Source organism: Pseudomonas sp. TKO26, assembly GCF_003225665.1.
Classification (GTDB): Bacteria; Pseudomonadota; Gammaproteobacteria; order Pseudomonadales; family Pseudomonadaceae; genus Aquipseudomonas; species Aquipseudomonas saponiphila.
On the sequence record NZ_QKLN01000045.1, the window covers coordinates 14,277 to 31,707 of the forward strand.

16 protein-coding genes and 1 pseudogene are annotated in these 17,431 nt (G+C 64.4%); 4 read left to right on the forward strand and 13 right to left on the reverse strand.

Going from position 1 to position 17,431, the window contains the following annotated elements:
* Nucleotides 1-17: 17 nt before the first annotated feature.
* Genes DNK59_RS31200 through arnB form a run of 9 tightly spaced genes read right to left on the reverse strand, consistent with a single transcriptional unit; the run spans nt 18 to nt 10,453 of the window.
* The gene (locus DNK59_RS31200) at nt 18-1,643 is read right to left on the reverse strand and encodes a glycosyltransferase family 39 protein (RefSeq protein WP_110725814.1); all 1,626 of its coding nucleotides are present in this window, start codon (nt 1,641-1,643) and stop codon (nt 18-20) included.
* Entirely contained in the window at nt 1,644-3,008 is a 1,365-nt protein-coding gene (locus tag DNK59_RS31205; RefSeq protein WP_110725815.1) for a UDP-glucose/GDP-mannose dehydrogenase family protein, read from the reverse strand.
* Nucleotides 3,005-3,418: a 4-amino-4-deoxy-L-arabinose-phosphoundecaprenol flippase subunit ArnF gene (arnF, locus tag DNK59_RS31210; RefSeq protein ID WP_110725816.1), complete on the reverse strand. Its 414-nt coding sequence runs from the start codon at nt 3,416-3,418 to the stop codon at nt 3,005-3,007. Before arnF ends, DNK59_RS31205 begins: the two co-directional genes overlap by 4 nt.
* On the reverse strand, nt 3,415-3,759 hold the full coding sequence (gene arnE / locus DNK59_RS31215) for a 4-amino-4-deoxy-L-arabinose-phosphoundecaprenol flippase subunit ArnE (RefSeq protein ID WP_092314836.1): 345 nt from the start codon (nt 3,757-3,759) through the stop codon (nt 3,415-3,417). The genes arnF and arnE overlap by 4 nt, the downstream gene beginning before the upstream one ends.
* A complete protein-coding gene (gene arnT / locus DNK59_RS31220; RefSeq protein WP_110725817.1) occupies nt 3,756-5,405 on the reverse strand; it encodes a lipid IV(A) 4-amino-4-deoxy-L-arabinosyltransferase in 1,650 nt (549 codons plus the stop codon). The genes arnE and arnT overlap by 4 nt, the downstream gene beginning before the upstream one ends.
* Nucleotides 5,402-6,286, reverse strand: coding sequence for a 4-deoxy-4-formamido-L-arabinose-phosphoundecaprenol deformylase (arnD, locus tag DNK59_RS31225; RefSeq protein WP_110725818.1), 885 nt, complete (start codon nt 6,284-6,286; stop codon nt 5,402-5,404). The genes arnT and arnD overlap by 4 nt, the downstream gene beginning before the upstream one ends.
* Entirely contained in the window at nt 6,286-8,292 is a 2,007-nt protein-coding gene (gene arnA, locus DNK59_RS31230; RefSeq protein WP_092314842.1) for a bifunctional UDP-4-amino-4-deoxy-L-arabinose formyltransferase/UDP-glucuronic acid oxidase ArnA, read from the reverse strand. Before arnA ends, arnD begins: the two co-directional genes overlap by 1 nt.
* Nucleotides 8,289-9,308, reverse strand: a complete 1,020-nt coding sequence (gene arnC, locus DNK59_RS31235) for an undecaprenyl-phosphate 4-deoxy-4-formamido-L-arabinose transferase (protein ID WP_092314844.1) — start codon at nt 9,306-9,308, stop codon at nt 8,289-8,291. The genes arnA and arnC overlap by 4 nt, the downstream gene beginning before the upstream one ends.
* A 5-nt stretch (nt 9,309-9,313) precedes the next feature.
* Nucleotides 9,314-10,453 (reverse strand): UDP-4-amino-4-deoxy-L-arabinose aminotransferase, encoded by a 1,140-nt coding sequence (gene arnB / locus DNK59_RS31240; RefSeq protein WP_110725819.1) that lies wholly within the window; start codon nt 10,451-10,453, stop codon nt 9,314-9,316.
* A 459-nt stretch (nt 10,454-10,912) separates the two neighbouring features.
* On the opposite strand from arnB, the gene xerC reads away from it, so the two are divergent.
* Nucleotides 10,913-11,839, forward strand: a complete 927-nt coding sequence (gene xerC, locus DNK59_RS31245) for a tyrosine recombinase XerC (protein WP_110725820.1) — start codon at nt 10,913-10,915, stop codon at nt 11,837-11,839.
* A gap of 10 nt (nt 11,840-11,849) precedes the next feature.
* On the opposite strand, the gene DNK59_RS31250 is transcribed toward xerC, so the two are convergent.
* The 4 genes from DNK59_RS31250 to DNK59_RS31265 form a co-directional block, all read right to left on the reverse strand.
* Nucleotides 11,850-12,056, reverse strand: a complete 207-nt coding sequence (locus tag DNK59_RS31250; protein ID WP_110725821.1) for a DUF4880 domain-containing protein — start codon at nt 12,054-12,056, stop codon at nt 11,850-11,852.
* Nucleotides 12,057-12,146: 90 nt separating this feature from the next.
* A complete protein-coding gene (locus DNK59_RS31255) occupies nt 12,147-13,211 on the reverse strand; it encodes an ABC transporter ATP-binding protein (protein WP_110725822.1) in 1,065 nt (354 codons plus the stop codon).
* Entirely contained in the window at nt 13,208-14,818 is a 1,611-nt protein-coding gene (locus DNK59_RS31260; RefSeq protein ID WP_110725823.1) for an iron ABC transporter permease, read from the reverse strand. The genes DNK59_RS31255 and DNK59_RS31260 overlap by 4 nt, the downstream gene beginning before the upstream one ends.
* A 3-nt stretch (nt 14,819-14,821) precedes the next feature.
* The gene (locus DNK59_RS31265; RefSeq protein ID WP_110725841.1) at nt 14,822-15,835 is read right to left on the reverse strand and encodes an iron ABC transporter substrate-binding protein; all 1,014 of its coding nucleotides are present in this window, start codon (nt 15,833-15,835) and stop codon (nt 14,822-14,824) included.
* Between the two features lie 315 nt (nt 15,836-16,150).
* On the opposite strand from DNK59_RS31265, the gene DNK59_RS31270 reads away from it, so the two are divergent.
* The 3 genes and pseudogenes from DNK59_RS31270 to DNK59_RS31280 form a co-directional block, all read left to right on the forward strand.
* Nucleotides 16,151-16,606: a glucosaminidase domain-containing protein gene (locus tag DNK59_RS31270; protein WP_256596750.1), complete on the forward strand. Its 456-nt coding sequence runs from the start codon at nt 16,151-16,153 to the stop codon at nt 16,604-16,606.
* Nucleotides 16,600-17,070: a hypothetical protein gene (locus DNK59_RS31275; RefSeq protein WP_110725824.1), complete on the forward strand. Its 471-nt coding sequence runs from the start codon at nt 16,600-16,602 to the stop codon at nt 17,068-17,070. Before DNK59_RS31270 ends, DNK59_RS31275 begins: the two co-directional genes overlap by 7 nt.
* Before the next feature lie 78 nt (nt 17,071-17,148).
* Nucleotides 17,149-17,331, forward strand: a pseudogene (locus tag DNK59_RS31280) (tyrosine-type recombinase/integrase); the annotation flags it as partial.
* Between the last annotated feature and the right edge of the window lie 100 nt (nt 17,332-17,431).

Genomic DNA, 17,431 nt, shown 5'->3' on the forward strand with positions numbered 1-17,431 from the left:
GGTGCCATGCAACGCTTTCAGGGTTGCGTGGCGGCGCTCTTGGGCAGGTGCAGCAGGACGAAGTCGTTCTTGTCGAAACGCCCGCTCAGTACCGGAGTCAGTCCGGCCAGGGGCGTGCCCTGCAGGCTGGCCAGGTCGCCCTGGTCGAGGATCACCCAGGCCGGGCCGGGTATCTGCGCCAGGGCCTCGGGGGTTTCGCTGAACTGCGGCTGCAGGTCCCGGTCCAGGTTGACCATGAACTTGATCGCCTTGGCGTCCTTGCCCATGCGGTGCAGGACCACCGGCGCCGGGTCGGCCTCGATCAGTTGCATGGCGCCCAGGCTGAAGGCGCGAGTGTCATACAGGCGGTGCTCCACCGGCTCGAAGACCCCGATGTAGCAGGCCCAGACCGCCAGCACCGCGCTGTAGGCCAGGCCCACGGCGCGCCACTGGCGCTTGAACAAGAGCCCCAGGGACAGCAGCTGCAGCAGGCCAAGGATCAGCAGCATCGGCGTCAACGAGTCGAGCTGCTCGGGAAATTTGCGCCGCAGCACCAGCAAGCCGACGATCAGCAGCCCCGGCAGCAGCAGCCAGATGCCCTGGATCGCCCCGCGCAGCCAGCCCATCAGCCGGCCTTGGCCGGCCTGGAACGGATAGGCGGCAATGATCGCCGCCATGGGCAGCATCGGCAGCAGGTAGCGGGCCTTTTTCGCCTGGGGAATCGACAGGCCGATCATCACGATCAGCCCGGCCGCGGTGCACAGACGCAGCAGTTTCAGGGCCGGAGCCTGATCCGCGGGGCGACTGAGCAGCACCGCGATCCAGGCCAGGATCGCCAGGGGGTAGGCCAGGGCGTAGTTGCCCAGGGAACTGGTGAAGTAATAGAAGACGTCGCTGGAGCCTTCGCTGCCGTCCATGCGTCCCATGAATTGCATGCGGATCACATCGTCGACAAAGGCCTGACCACCGCTGAGCTTGGCCAGCCACAGCAGCAGGCCGATACAGGCCACCAGCAGCAACAAGGCGCTGAAACCGAAGCCGAACAAGCGGCGCCATTGACCACCCAGCAGGTAGTAGCTGCACAGCATGCCGGTTGGAATCACCAGGCCGATAGGCCCGCGAATGGCAAAGCCCAGCACCAGCAGCAGGAAGATCCAGCCCAGGTGCCGGCGGGCGCCGAAGTGGTCATGGGCATAACCCAGGTAGAACACCGCCAGGGACACCGCGGCGAGCATCTGATCCAGGGACACGGCGCGGGTTTCGCTGATAAAGGTGTTGCTGAGCAACAGCAGGGCGACGCTGAGCAAGGCCCAGGTCCGGGAATAGGGCGCCAACAGGCGATAGATCAGGCTGACGATCAGCGCCGAGGCGATGGCCGTGGGCAACCAGGCGGTGAAACTGCTGACCTGTCCGGAAGGCAGCGAGAACAGCCAGACCAGCAGGGTCGAAGCGCTGGAGTAGTCGGCGTAGGGCTGGCCATAGGTGGTGGGGAAGAACCCCGGCCCATGGCGCAGCATTTCCTTGGCAAACAGCACGAAGCGCGAATCGAAGCCGATCGCCGACTGGTGCTCGGTGCCGGCGCAGAACAGCAGCAAGGCCAGCAGCCCCAGCCCCAACGATTGCCAGAGAAGTGTGTTCGAAGGGGAACTGGAGTGCGGGTTCATTCAAGCCTCGGTGGACCACTGCTGATGAGGAATCGGCAGGTTGCGCGATTCACCGCGGCCGATCGGGAAGTAGGTGAAGCCATTGCGGGCCAGGCGTTCGGCGTCGTACAGGTTGCGCCCGTCGAAGATCACCGGCGCCTGCAGGCGTTGCTGGATCAGGTCGAAATCCGGCGCCTTGAACTGCTGCCACTCGGTGCAGATGATCAGCGCGTCGGCGCCGGTGAGCACCGATTCCGGGGTGCCCATGAGCATCAGGCGCGATTCATCCGGGTACAGACGCTGGGTTTCCTGCATCGCTTCCGGGTCATAGGCGCGCACTTGCGCACCGGCGGCGAACAGTGCATCCAGCAGCACCCGGCTCGGGGCGTCGCGCATGTCGTCGGTGTTGGGTTTGAACGCCAGGCCCCACAAGGCAAAGGTCTTGCCCTTCAGGTCGCCTTTGTAGAACGCCTTGATGCGCTCGAACAGCTTGTGCTTCTGGCGTTCGTTGATGGCTTCCACCGCTTGCAAAAGGTCGCTGGAGCAATGGGCTTCCTGGGCACTGTGGATCAGCGCGCGCATGTCCTTGGGGAAGCACGAACCGCCGTAGCCGCAGCCCGGGTAGATGAAGTGATAGCCGATGCGGGTGTCGGCACCGATTCCCAGGCGGACCGATTCGATGTCGGCACCCAGGTGCTCGGCCAGCTCGGCGATCTGGTTGATGAAGCTGATCTTGGTCGCCAGCATGCAGTTGGCGGCGTACTTGGTCAGCTCGGCACTGCGCAGGTCCATGAACATGATGCGGTCATGGTTGCGGTTGAACGGCGCGTACAGGTCGCGCATCACATCGCGCACTTCTTCGCGCTCGCAGCCGATGATGATCCGGTCCGGACGGCGGCAGTCGGTGACCGCCGAGCCTTCCTTGAGGAATTCCGGGTTGGAGACGATATCGAATTGCAGCGGGCGGCCATTGAGGACCTTTTCGATGTGCGCCTTCAAGGTGTCGCCGGTGCCCACCGGTACGGTGGATTTTTCCACCAGGATCACCGGTTGCTCACGGTGGCGTGCCACCGCATCGCCCACCGACAGCACGTAGCGCAGGTCCGCCGAGCCGTCTTCGCTGGAGGGCGTGCCCACGGCGATGAACAGCACCTGGCCGTGTTGCACCGCGAGTTTTTCGTCGCTGGTGAAGTGCAGGCGCTTGGCTTCGAGGTTTTCCTTGACCAGGCTGGCCAGCCCGGGCTCGAAGATGCTCACGTGTCCTTGTTGCAGCTGCTTGACCTTTTGCTCGTCGATGTCCATGCAGATGACATCGTGGCCGACTTCAGCCAATACGGCGGCTTGTACGAGGCCGACGTAACCACTTCCAAATACACTGATTTTCATGGGGTATTCCTGGGACTTGTCGCGGGTGCAGATCGAGAGTTGATGGTAATGACCCCAAGGATGACCAAGGCCACCCCGAGGCTTTTGGAAAGCGTGAACGGTTCGTTGAACAGCGGCAGGCTGGCGGCCAGCAGGTAGACCAGCGCGTAGCTGATGCTGAGCAGCGAATAGGCCCGGCCCAGCGGCAGGTCGCGCAGCGCCAGGAGCCAGCAGAGCATCGACAGCGCGTAGGCGCCGATGGCCGCGATCACTACCGCCAGGGCGGCCAGGTCGACGTTGCCGGTGCTCAGGGCCGACAGCCACTGATCCGGGGCGGGCAGGCGGGTCATGCTCCAGCGCATGCCCAACTGGGCGCCGCTGACCAGGGCGACGCTGCCCAGGGCGAAGGCAAATCCCTTGGCCCGGCTCATGCGTGGCGACTCAACAGCAGCACGCCGCCGATCACCAGGGCCACGCCGAGCCAGTGGCGACGGTCGATGGGCTCGTGAAAGACGAAACGGGCGATCAGGGTAATGAACACGAAGTTCAGGCTGAGCATCGGGTAGGCCACGCCGACCTCCATGCGCTGCAGCACCAGGAGCCACACCAGCAGGCCCAGGCCGAGGCTGAACAGGGCCAGCCACAACCAGCCCGAGCGCAGCTTTTGCAGCGCGCCGGAAGGCTGGTCACGCCAGCTTTCCACGGCGAACTTCTGCGCCACCTGACCCAGGCAGGTCAGCCCGCAGGCCAGCAATAGCAACAGCAGGCTCATGGCTGACTCTGGGGAATGATGAAAATCACGATGTTGCCTTGCTCATAGCGCTTGGCGTCCTTGGGCAGCAGTTCGACTTCATGTACCTCGTCGCTGCTCTTGACCCGCATCACCACGCCAATCGAGCCTTGCTTGCGGGCCTCGGCGATCCACGGCTGGACCTGGTTCAGGTCGACCTTGCGCGCGGCGCTGTCTTCGTAGCCCAGGCCGTACTTCACTTCGCCTTCGGTGTTGTACAGGGTCACGTCAGGGCGGCCCAGGCGCCAGGCCAGCGCCGAGGCCGCGCCCAGATCGTTGCTCAGCAGGGCCTTGGCCTGACCCAACTCGGCCACGTGATCGATGATGAACTGGTCGGGAATCTTGTTGTAGACCACCGAATTGGGCAGCGCCGCCGGGGCCAGCGCCACCAGCAGGAAGCTGCCCAGGGCCGGCGCGGCCCACAGGCTCAGCGGGCGCATGGCTTGCAGCAGGTTGCTGAGGATCCAGCCCAGCAGCAGTACATAGACCAGCACCAGGTGTTGCGGCTCGTCCACATACACCGGCTTCTTCATCTGGAAATACACCAGGGCCAGCAGCCCCAGCAGGCCGGCCACCAGGTTGAGCACGCCGTTGAAGGCCAGCAGCCGGGTCTTGCCGGCGGCCAGGCGCTCCACCAGGGTGTGGCCCATCAGCAAGGCCAGGGGCAGCAGGCACGGCAGGATATAGGCCGGCAGCTTGCCCTTGCTCAGGCTGAAGAACGCCAGGGGCAGCACCAGCCACAGCAGCAGGAAGCCGCTGCTGTTCAGGCGCCGTTGTTCCCAGGCCTGTTTCAGGCTGGCCGGCAGCAGCAGCACCCAAGGCACCGAGAAGCCCACCAGCAACGGCAGGTAATACCACCAGGGCGAGGCGTGCTGGGCGTCTTCACCAGCAAAGCGCCGGATGTGCTCGTGCCAGAAGAAGAAGCGCCAGTAGTCCGGTTCCTGGGCATGCACCATCAGCGCCCAGGGCAGGCTGATGAGGATCGCCACCAGCACGCCGAGGCCGCCATAGATCAGCAGCGAGCGCAGGCGTTTTTGCCAGATGGCGTAGGGCAGGGCCACCAGCACCGGCAGCAGCCAGGCGAGAAAACCCTTGGTCATGAAGCCCATGCCGCAGGCCAGGCCCAGCACCACCCAGGCGCTCACCTGGCCGCGCACGCTGCGGCAGTCGAAGGTGAACCACAGCGCCACCAGGCTCAGGTTGACCCAGAAGGTGAACTGCGGATCGAGGTTGGCGTAGCCGGCTTGCAGCGCGACCACGGTAAAGCTCATGTAGAGCAGGGCGCTGGCCAGGCTCTTGCGTGGATCGTTCCACAGGCGCCGGGCCAGCAGATAGGCCAGGACCACGCTGAGGCCGGTGCTCAGGGCCGAGGCCACGCGCACGCCGAACAGGTTGTCGCCAAACAGTGCCTGGCCGATGGCGATCATCCAGTAGCCGGCCACCGGTTTTTCGAAATAGCGGATGCCCATGAAATGCGGCGACGCCCATTTGCCGGTCAGGAGCATTTCCTGGCTGATCTGGGCGTAGCGGGTTTCATCGGGAATCCACAGGCCGTGGGTGGCCATGGGCAACAGGTAGAACAGACCGAAAGCGATCAACAGCAGCGGCAGGGCCCAACGTCTGATCATGCGCCTTGCACTCCCAGCCAGCCTTCGCGGCCTTCCAGCGCGCCGCGCACGACCTTGCCCGCGGGCAGGCTGGAAAGGTCGCTCGGGAGCATGTCGCCCAAAGGCTGGAAGTGGATGTCACGCTGCTTGGCACTGGCCAGCAGTTGGCGGAAATCATTGGCCATGAGAATCCCTTCTACTTCGGCATGCACGGTATAGACGTTGAGCTTGTCCGGGCTGAACCGGTCGAGGATGTAGTTGTTGAAGTCCTTGGCGGCCACCACCGGCCCGACTACTTCGTCGAAGGTCGGCAGGTCCACCGGAATCTGTGGGGCGCCCAGGCTGCCGTCCGCCAGACGTGGCTGGAACAGGCTCTGGCCGCGGCAATCGCTGTTGTAGCGAAAGCCGAATTGTTGCTTGGCTTCGATGACGCGTTCATCGGCGCGCCAACCGGCGGACGCCGAGCAGCTCACCGCTTGCCCGAGAATATCGTTGAGGCTGTCGACGCCACGGCGGATCTGTTCGATCAGCTGTGCCTGACTCCAGCGCCCGGTGTTGGCCTGCCAGCCGTGGTGATCCCAGGCGTGCAGGCCGACTTCGTGGCCGGCGGCCAGGGTCTGGCGCATCAAGTGCCCCAGGTCCCGGCCAATGGGTTTACCCGGCCAGGCAGTACCGGCCAGGAGAATGTCCCAGCCGTACAGGCCCGCGGCATTGGACCGCAGCATTTTCCAGAGGAACTGCGGACGGATCAGGCGCCACAGGTGGCGCCCCATGTTGTCCGGCCCGACGCTGAAGAAGAAGGTGGCCTTGACCCCGGCTTCGTCCAGCGATTCGAGCAGCCGTGGCACCCCCTCCCGGGTGCCGCGGTAGGTATCGACATCAATGCGCAGACCTGCCTGCATCAGCGAGCTTCTTCTTTCGAGCGGTCGGCGATTTCCAGCATGGCTTCACGCAGGAAGAAGTCCAGGGTGTTGCCGATGGTTTCGCTCATCTCCACGGTTGGCTCCCAGTTCAGCAGGCGCTTGGCGTTTTCGATGCTTGGCTTGCGGTGTTCCACGTCCTGGTAGCCAGCGCCGTAGAAGGCCTTGCTTTCGACGTCGCGGAAACCGGCGAACGGCGGGAAGTTGCCGCGCAGCGGGTGAGCTTCGAATTGACGCAGCAGTTCTTCGCCCAGCTGACGGATGCTGGCTTCGTTGTCCGGGTTGCCGATGTTGATGATCTGGCCGTTGCAGCAGTCGTTTTCGTTGTCGACGATGCGTGCCAGGGCTTCGATGCCGTCGGCGATGTCAGTGAAGCAGCGCTTCTGCTCGCCACCGTCGAACAGACGGATCGGCGTGCCTTCCACCAGGTTGAGGATCAGCTGGGTGATGGCGCGGGAGCTGCCGATACGGGCCGAGTCCAGACGGTCCAGGCGCGGGCCCATCCAGTTGAACGGACGGAACAGGGTGAAGTTCAGGCCCTTGGCGCCGTAGGCCCAGATCACCCGGTCCAGCAGTTGCTTGGATACCGAGTAGATCCAGCGCTGCTTGTTGATCGGACCGACGATCAGGTTGGAAGTGTCTTCGTCGAAGTTCTTGTCCTGGCACATGCCATAGACTTCCGAAGTCGACGGGAAGATCACGCGCTTGTTGTACTTGACGCAGTAGCGAACCAGTTTCAGGTTCTCTTCGAAGTCCAGTTCGAACACGCGCAGCGGGTTGCGGGTGTATTCGATTGGGGTAGCGATGGCCACCAGCGGCAGGACCACGTCGCACTTCTTGATGTGATATTCGATCCACTCGGAGTGAATGCTGATATCGCCTTCGACGAAGTGGAAGTTCGGATGGCTGCGCAGGCGCTCGATGGCGTCGGAGCCGATGTCCAGGCCGTAGACGTCGTACTTGTCGTCACGCAGCAGGCGCTCGGACAGGTGGTTGCCGATAAAGCCGTTGACGCCCAGGATCAGCACGCGGGTGCGGCGTGGCTTGCGCCCGGATTCCGCGCCGCGCAGCAGGGAACCGTCCACCAGGCCCAGCTCATTGGCCAGTTGCGGGCCACCCAGGAACAGGCCGTTGGCGTTGCGCTGGCCGGAGGTGATCACCAGCGAGTCTTCGCCACAGGCGATGCGCAGCGGGTCGACGCTGATGACCCGGCCCGGGGCCTGGCCTTCGTTGCCCTTGACCACTTCGGCGCTCCAGACGATCAGTTTGTGCTCGCCAACGGCGCAGAAGGCGCCCGGGTACGGTTGGGTCACCGCGCGTACCAGGTTGAACAGTTCTTCGGCGGGGCGTTTCCACTCCAGCTTGCCGTCCGCGGCGGTACGACGACCGAAGTAGGTAGCCTTGGACTCGTCCTGGGCAGTCTCGGTGATCTTGCCCTGGGCCAGTGCCGGCAGGGTGTCGCGCAGCAGGCTGGCGGCGGCGTCACGCAGTTTGTGGTGCAGGGTCAGGGCGGTGTCGCTGCGCTCGATGGCCACGCGTTCCTGGGCAATGATGGCGCCGGCGTCGGCGCGCTTGACCATGCGGTGCAGGGTCACGCCGGTTTCGGTTTCGCCCTTGACCAGCACCCAGTTGGCCGGTGCGCGACCACGGTAGCGCGGCAGCAGGGAACCGTGCAGGTTGAACGCGCCCTTGCTGGCAGTGGCCAGCAGCGGCTCGCTCAGCAGGTTGCGGTAATAGAAGGAGAACAGGTAGTCGGGGTTGAGCTTGGCGATGCGCTCGATCCACAGCGGGTGGTTGGCATCTTCCGGGGCGTGCACGGCAATGCCTTTGCGGGCGCAGAGCTGGGCTACCGAGCCGTAGAAGGTGTTTTCCTTGGGATCGTCGGCGTGGGTGAACACCGCGGCAATCTCGTAACCTGCGTTGAGCAGGGCTTCGATGCCAGCACAGCCAATATCGTGGTAGGCGAAGACAACAGCTTTATTGCTCATGGCGAAACCTGATCTGTATGAGTGGAAGTTAAACCGTCGACAGTCACAGCAGGGGCCGGGGCCGCGGGCTGGCTGCGCAAGACTTTTTCGATGAAGAAGCGCGGGCGGGCCCGCACGTCGCTGTACATGCGTCCCAGGTATTCACCCAGAAGACCCATGCCGATGAACTGGCCACCGGTGAACACGAACAGCACCGCGAACAGCACGAAGGTGCCGTCGCCGGCCCAGGTAGCGCCGAACATCAGCCGCAGGATGATCAGCATCAGGGCGAACAGGGCGCCGACCCCGGCCATGCCGAAACCGATGATGCTCAGCAGCCGCAGCGGCGTGGTGGTCATGCAGGTGACCAGGTCGAACATCAGGTTGATCAGGCGCATCGGGCTGTACTTGGAGTCGCCGTGCTCGCGCTCGGCGTGCTCTACCAGCACCTCGGTGGTATGCCGGGCAAAGCTGTTGGCCAGGATCGGGATGAAGGTGCTGCGCTCGGTGCAGGCGAGCATTGCGTCGATGATGGTCCGGCGATAGGCCCGCAGCATGCAGCCGTAGTCGCTCATGGCCACACCGGTGGAGCGCTGCACGGCGAGGTTGATCAGTTTCGACGGCCAGCGGCGGAAGGCCGAATCCTGGCGGTTGTTGCGCACGGTGCCGACCACGTCGTAGCCGAGCTCGGCCTGGGCCACCAGGCGCGGAATTTCTTCCGGCGGGTTCTGCAGGTCGGCGTCGAGGGTGATCACCACGTCGCCGCGGCATTGCTCGAAGCCGGCCATGATCGCCGCGTGCTGGCCGTAGTTGCGGTTGAGAATCACCGCCACCACCGGGCTGCCTTCGCGTTCGGCGGCTTCTTGCAGGATATTCGCCGACTGGTCGCGACTGCCGTCGTCCACCAGGACGATTTCAAACTCGTGCTTGAGCTGGCGGCAGGCCGCTTCGGTGCGGCGCAGCAGCTCGGGCAGGCTCTGTTCTTCGTTGTAGACCGGAATGACGATCGACACGAACTGAATTGGGTAAGGTTTCAAAGGCTTCAGTCCAGGAGGTTTTCAATGGCACCGGCAACCCGTTCGACATCGTCGAGGGTCATGTCCGGAAACAGTGGAATCGAGCATAGCCGCGCCGAGTTCCATTCGGTATGGGGCAGGTGCACTTCGGGGAAGCGCTGTCGGTAGTAGGTATGCAGGTGCGTCGCGATGAAATGGATGCCGGTGCCGATGTTCTGCTCCTGCAAGCCCTTCATGAAGGCGTCGCGGTCCAGGCCGCAGCGTTCGGCGTCGATGCGCAGGATGAACAGGTGCCAGGCGTGCTGTTGTGGGTACTGGGGCAGGTGCAGAGGCTGCACCGGCAGGCCTTGGAGGCGCTCCAGGTAAGCCTTGGCCAGGACTTCGCGCTTGGCGTTGATCTCGTCCAGGCGCTGCAGCTGTACCAGGGCAATGGCGGCGTTCATGTCCGCCAGGTTGTACTTGAAGCCGGGCTCGATCACCTGGGCCTGGGGCTTGCGCCCGTGGGTCAGGCGGTCGTAGGCGTCGACACCCAGGCCATGGAACTTGAGCATGCGCACCCGGTTGGCCAGGGCTTGGTCATCGCTGACGAACATCGCGCCCTCGGCGCAGGTCATGTTCTTGATGGCGTGGAAGGAGAAGATCGCCGTGCCCCGGGCGCCGATGACCCGGCCGCGGTAGGTGGTGCCGGCGGCATGGGCGGCGTCTTCGATCACCGGGATGCCGTGCCTGTCCGCCAGGGCGTACAGCGGATCCAGGTCGAAGGCGGCGCCGGCGTAATGCACCGGAATGATCGCCTTGGTCCGTGGGGTGATGGCCGCTTCGATGGTGGCCGCGTCGCTCATCAGGGTGTCGGGGTCGACATCGACGAACACTGGGGTCGCCCCCAGCAGGCAGATCATGTTGGCGGTGGAAACCCAGGTCTGGGACGGGGTGATCACCTCGTCGCCAGGACCGATGCCCAGTGCCAGCAGGGTGATGTGCATGGCGCCGGTGGCCGAGGACAGGGCCACGGCATGTCGGGCGCCGACGCGTTCGGCGAACTGTTGTTCCAGTTCCTGGTTTTTCGGGCCGGTGGTGATCCAGCCGGAGCGCAGAACCTGCTCCACTGCAGCTATCTCTTCGTCGCCAATACTCGGACGCGAGAAGGGAAGGAAAGCCTGGTTCATGGTTACCTCGGGTTTAGCTAATGCCGGAAATACGGGGTCTTGCGAGTGAACGGACGGTTCATGGAAAGCGGGGAGGTCATGCAGTCATCAAGGCACATCCAGTGATTGAGCCAGCGGGGCATTCCATGCAGCACATGAGTAAAGACTATGTTTGTGAAAAGTAAATGTGGATCAAGGTGTTATCTTTGCAACCTGAGAAAAGACTGCACTCGGAGGGCGAGCCGTCGGGGGCTGAGATTAAGCGGAAAAATGTGAAACGAATATGAAAAATAAGGTAAAAGTCCGTTTTTCTGCGAGCCAGACAGCCAGCGTTCAGTTTATGTGCATGGGTGGCAGTCAACTGAATTCCGGCCACTGTTTTAGCCGCTTTTCGGCGGATCTTGAAGAGGGTAACCGCAGACTTTTTTCTTGCGGGTCGGGGTGCTACCCAGTGCAACCGGTTTTCGGGGGAGGATCCTGATGCCATCCGTACCTGGCGCCTGCAGCGCCAATCCCCTCAACCTGTACCTGACCCGCCTGGCCCCCTCCAGCCAGACGACCCTGCGCTACGTGCTGCAGGACGCCGCCGACCGCCTGGGCTATGAAGACCTCAACCTGGAGGACATTCCCTGGCACCAGTTGCAGCCCGAGCAGGTCGCGGCCCTGGTGGCGACCTTGCGCCGCGACGGTTATGCCCCCAGTACTTCCTCGCTCTACGTCAACGCCCTGCGCGGGGTGTTCAACGAAGCCTGGCGCGCCAGCCTGATCAGCTACGACCACCTGTTGAAGATGCGCTCGGTGAAGGCCATGGGCGGCACGCGCCTGTCCCGGGGGCGCAACCTCAGGCGCGGGCTGATCCAGGAACTGATGGCCGTCTGTGCCGCGGACCCGCGCCCCCAGGGCGTGCGCGACGCGGCGATCATCGCCGTGCTGTACGGCTCGGGCATGCGCAAGTCGGAGTCGGTGAACCTGGACCTGGCCCAGGTGGACTTCGCCCAGCGCAGCCTGCAGGTGCTGGCCAAGGGCAACAAGCAGTTGATCAAGTACGCGCCGACCTGGGCCTTCGACAAACTCCAGGCCTGGCTGGACCTGCGTCGCGCAGACTTGCCGGCGGGTCTTGAGGACGACGGCTTTCTGTTCAACCGGATCCGCCGTGGTGGTCATATCACCCGCGAGCGCATCACCAAGCACGCTATCTACTACATCGCCCGGCAGCGCGGCGCCCAGGTCGGCGTGCGGATCATGCCCCACGATTTCCGCCGTTCATTCATCACCCGAGTGATCGAGGAACACGACCTGTCGATTGCCCAGAAGCTGGCTCATCACACCAATATCCAGACCACCGCCAGCTATGACATGCGCGACGACAACGAGCGGCGCCGGGCCATTGATCGTTTCGACCTGTAGCGCGACATGTTCAGGGCAGGCTTGGCGTGAGTTGCCCGCAGAGGTCCCAGACTTCCACTATCTTCGCGTATTCGAGCCCATGGCTCGGGTCGCTCTGCAACCAGTCCTCGAAGGCCTGGCGCTCGGCCAGGCTGCAATCGGCCTCGCGCAGGCGTACGCACCAGTGCGCGGCCTGCATCATCAGCACGTGCTCTGCTTGATGGGTGGCATCAGTCATCGTTCATTCCTTGTCCAGCGTGGCAGCGGCGAGGCCCCAGTATCGAGGCAATAGCGACGCGAAACCATGATCGACGACAGCATCCTTGGCTCAAGCCTCGGGGCTGCTGCCCAGGACATGGGCATGCCCCAGGGTGCGAATGCGCACCCGGCTGCCGGGGGCCGGCGCCTGCAATCCGGAACTGCGTACCGGCAACAGCTGTTCATGCCCCGCGGCGCTGGTCACGCCGATGCTCAGGGTGCAGGTGTTGCCGGCGAAGTCGCACTCCCTGACCACGCCCTGACAACTGTCTGTGCAATCGCCGTCATCGACCAGCACCTGCAATTGCTCGGGGCGCAGCATGATCTGCGCCGGGCCCTGGAGCGTTGCATCGCGGACCGGCACCAGGCCCAGGTCGCATTCCGCCAGGCCCTGGTCCAACCGCGCCGGCAGCAGCACGGCATCGCCTAGAAACAGCGCGGTCTGGGCATCCCGTGGGTGCTGGTACAGCTCCAGCGGCGCGCCGGCCTGGACCAGCCGGCCCTGACGCATCACTGCCAGCTGGTCAGCGAAAGACAGGGCTTCAGCCTGGTCATGGGTGACCAGGATGGTGGTCACGCCGGCCTCGGCCAGCAGTCGTGCCACGGCCTTGCGCATCGAGGCCCGCAGGCCGGTGTCCAGGGCCGAGAAAGGCTCGTCCAGCAGCATCAGCCGCGGGCGTTGGGCCAGGGCCCGGGCTAAGGCCACCCGTTGCTGCTGGCCGCCGGACAGTTCATGGGGCCAGCGCGCCACCATGCTCCGGTCCAGGGCCACCATGTCGAGCAACTCGGCAATGCGCTGCTGCTTGTCCCCGTGGGGCCCGGTCAGGCCAAAGCCGATGTTGGCCGCCACGCTCAGGTGCGGAAACAGCGCGCCGTCCTGCGGCACATAGCCGATCAGGCGCCGATGGGCCGGCACCGCGCCCTGGTCGTCCACCAGCACCTGGCCATTGAGGGTGATGCGCCCGCGGTCGGGATATTCAAAGCCGGCGATCATCCGCAGCAAGGTGGTCTTGCCGGAGCCCGAGGGCCCGACAATCGCCGTGCGGCTGCCCGCCGGCACGCTGAGGCTGATGTTCTGCACCGCCGGGGCGCCGCCGAAGGATTTGTGCACTGCGTGAAGTTCGAGAGCGTTCATCGGCCCGCCGTACGTCTGGATTGGTGATAGAGAAGGCCGGTCAACGGCAGGGACAGCAGGATCATGATCAAGGCGTAGGGCGCTGCCGCCGCGTAGTCGATCTCGCTGGTTCTGGCCCAGAAACCGGTAGCCAGGGTCCGGGTGCCATTGGGCGCCAGCAGCAGGGTGGCGGTCAGTTCATTGCTGATGGCCAGGAACACCAGGGCCGCGCCGGCCGCGGCACCCGGCGCGGCCAGACGCAGAGTCACGCGCCACAGCGCCTGAAACGGCGTGCGCCCCAGGCTGCGGGCGATGTTTTCCAGCTCCACCGGCGCCTGGGCGATGCCGGCGCGCAGGCTGACCAGGGCGCGAGGCAGGAACATCAGCAGGTACGCCAGCAGCACGGTGATGCTGGTCTGGTAGATCGGCCGGGCGTATTTCACAGTAACCGTTACCAGGGCCAGGGCGACGACGATGCCGGGCAGGGAACTGGTGACGTAGTTGCAGCTTTCCAGGACCCGCAACAGGCGCCCGGGAGCGCGGATCGACAGCCAGGCCACGGGAATCGCCGCGCAGGTGGTGAGCAACGCCCCCAGGCTCGCTAGCATCAGGGTCTGTTGCAGGCTGGGCAGCAGCTCCGGCGCCTGCCAGACCTCAAGGCCGCCGGCCAGCAGCCAGTTGCCCAGGGTCAGCAGCGGCACTCCCAGGGCCAGGGCGCAGGTCAGCGCCGGCAGGCACAGCGCCGCGAGCCGTGTTGCGCCGCGCAAGGTCTGCAGGCGTTGCGCGCGCGGGCTGCCGGAGCCGACCCGGGCGTAGCGCGCCTGGCCACGGCTGGCGGACTCCGTCGCCAGCAGCGCCAGGCAGCACAGCACCAGCACACTGGCCAGCATGTTGGCCGCCGGGCCGTTGTAGGTGGACTGGAACTGGTCGTAGATGGCTGTGGTGAAGGTGTCGAAGCGGATCATCGCGTACAAGCCGTACTCGGCCAGCAGGTGCAGGCCCACCAGCAATGCACCACCGCCAATCGCCAGGCGCAATTGCGGCAGCACCACCCGCAGAAACAGCGCCCGGGGCCTGAGCCCCATGGATTCGGCGACATCTTCCAGGGCCGGATCAAGACGCCGCAGGGTGGCTGACACCGGCAAGTAGATAAACGGGAAATAGGCGATCACCGACACCAGCACTGCCGCTGGCAGGCCGTGCAGCGAGGGCGCCAGGCTGACCCAGGCATAGCTGTGGACGAACGCCGGCCCCGCCAGTGGTGCCACCGCCAGCAGCGACCAGGCCCGCCGCCCGGGCAGGTCGCTGCGTTCGGTCAGCCACGCCAGCGCCACCCCCAGCAGCACGCACAGCGGCAACGTCAGTACCAGCAGCAACAGGGTATTGCCCAGCAACTCCGCGACCCGCGGCCGCAGCAGCAACTGGCTGATGGTCGCCCAGCCGGTCTGGATCGAGATGCCGATGACAAACCCCAGGGGCAGCAGGGCCAGCAGCGACACCAGCAGCGCCGCGCCGAGCAGCCAGGGCGGCGAGCGCCGTCCCTGGCCCTGGCGGCGATAACCGCTGCAGGTCGCGACAGCGCCCCGGGGCATTTGCGCAGCGGGCGTGCGTGACAGATTGTCGGCCATGGTTTACAGGAGACCGGCCTGGGTCATCAGGTCCACGGCTTGCTTGCTGTTGAGCTTGGCGGCGTCGACTTTGGGGGCTTCCAACTCGGCCAGAGGCACCAGCTTGGGATTGGACTGGGCGCCCAGGCCCACCGCGTATTCGAAGGAGTTGCCGTTCTTCAGCACAGCCTGGCCCTTGGCGCTGGTGATCCACTTGAGGAAGGCCTGGGCCTGCTCCTGGTGCTTGCTGGATGCCAGTACCGCGCCGCCGGACAGGCTGACGAAGGCCCCCGGGTCCTGATGCTTGAAGTAGTGCAGGGCGGTGTTCTTGCTGTTCTCGCCAGTCTTGGACTGGTCGACGAAGCTGTAATAGTGATAGATCACGCCACTGTCCACCTGGCCGGCATTGACCGCCTTGAGTACCGCGCTGTTGCCGCGATAGACGCTGGCATTGGCTTTCATGCCCTTGAGCCATTCCAGGGTCGCGGCTTGCCCCTTGAGTTCCAGTACCGCGCTGACAATGGCCTGGAAGTCGGCGCCAGCGGGTGATGCGGCCCAGCGGCCTTTCCACGCCGGGTTGGCGAGGTCCAGCAGGGATTTGGGCAGGTTCGCCGGTTGCAGGCGGGCCGGGTTGTAGACGAATACCGTGGAGCGCGCGGCGATGCCCACCCAGTTGCCGTGGGTCGGACGGTAGGCGGCAGCCACCTGCTCCAGCGTTACCGGAGCCACCTTGGCGAACAGCCCTGCGTTGTCCACCAGGGCCATGGCCGGCGAGTTCTCGGTGAGGAACACGTCTGCGGGCGAGGCCTGGCCTTCCTGCACCAGCTGGTTGCCCATCTCGCTGTCGTCGCCGTTGCGCAGGGTGACCTTGATTCCGGTGTCACGGGTAAAGCCTTCGACCCAGGCCTTGGTCAGGCCTTCGTGCTGGGCGTTGTACACCAGGATGCCATCGGCGTCGGCCGCGTAGGCATGGCCGGCGGCCAGCAAGGCGCCGACCAGCAGGCAGACGTTAAAGCACGATGGGATACGTAGAGTCATGATCAAGGCAGCTCCTGCGGTGGTGTTGTGAATGCATCAAGCCGGGGTATCCGGTATGCCGGTAGAGGTTAGCGGCAAGTCGAACAATAGGAATCATTTGCAAATGAAAACTGCGCGCAATGTAGAGCGGTAAATGAGAAAAAATCGTCAAATTTATGGTGAATTCCCGTCATGCCCGCAGGCTTTCAGCATAGCCGGGCCAGCCGGCGACCTTTAGTCTGTGACGGGCTCGACAGCTTGCACTGCGGGTTGCTTTATAATCGCGCCGCGAAAATCACAAGCAATGGAATTGAACGGTCAATCGAGGGAATCAACGTGAGCGCCAAACTCTGCAACAACATCAGTGCCGTGACCTTTGTCAGCAAGTACAAGGTGGTGTGCCAACCCATTGCCGACCAGCTCGACCTGCCGGTGGAGAACCTCCTGGGCCTGGCGGCTCAGGAGAGCCAGTACGGCACCGGGCGGATTGCCCGGGAACTGAACAACTATTTCTCCATGCACGCACCGGCACCGCTGCAGATCGGCGCCGAGTCGCCCCAGGGCAATGCCAGTATCAAGGTGGCCAGGTTCGACTCCTTTCAAAAGTCCGCGCAATCCTTCGCCACCAGCTTTGGCGCAGCGGTACGCGGCCAGCGTGAACCTATGGCATTCGCCCAGGCGCTGGTGCGCAGCGGCTATAACACCGGCAATGCCAAGACCGGCGGCCGGGACGGTTTCGCCCAGTATCTGGCGGACATCATCATCGCAGTCAGAGGGCGCATGGCGTGCTGAAACTCAACGTTTCTACCTGGCTGCTGGGCCTGCTCTTGGCCTGCACCACCCTGGCAGCCGCTGCCGGCGATGCCTTGCAGCCGGCACAGATCAAGGCCAGCGGACTGACCCGCGAACAAGCGGAACAGGTACTGCGGGTGGCCCTCAAGCATCAGGACTATCAGTTGCAGCGCCCCGGGGTATTCATCGACGGCGACCTGCAGGACGAGAACGGCCAGCCGCCTCATCCGGGGTACTACGATTTCAGCCTGGGCTACAACGACCCCAAGGCCGGCGCCACTGAGTACTGGGGCCTGTTCTCGGTCAGCCTGAACACCGGCGATACCTGGGAAATCAACAGTTGCAAGCGCCTCGACGGTTCGCCGCTGCGGGCCTTGCAGCGACGAGTGATGGCCCGCACCGGCAAGACCCTGGAGGATGAAAAGGCCCAGCGTCAGGGCCTGGGCTGCGAGGATCAGCCATAAGCCTGGCGCCTCTGTGCCAGGAGGCACGCGGTGGCTTGGCCGCTCCCCATCACTCGGCGAAGGCCGGCCGCGCGGGTCGAGGTCGGTGTGCAGATCATGCCCCACGACTTCCGTCGTTCATTCATCACCCGGGTGATCGAGGAACATGACCTGTCGCTGGCACAGAAACTCGCGCACCACACCAATATCCAGACCGCCACCAGTTATGACATGCGCGATGACAATGAGCGGCGCCGGGCCATCGATCGCTTCTACCTGTAGCGTGGCGCCGGTACGTTGGGCACCAGCAGCCTGGTGAGAACCCGGGTTCGCGCATTCAAATGGGTGGCCTGGACCGCGTTGTAGCCAGCACTTGACTGCC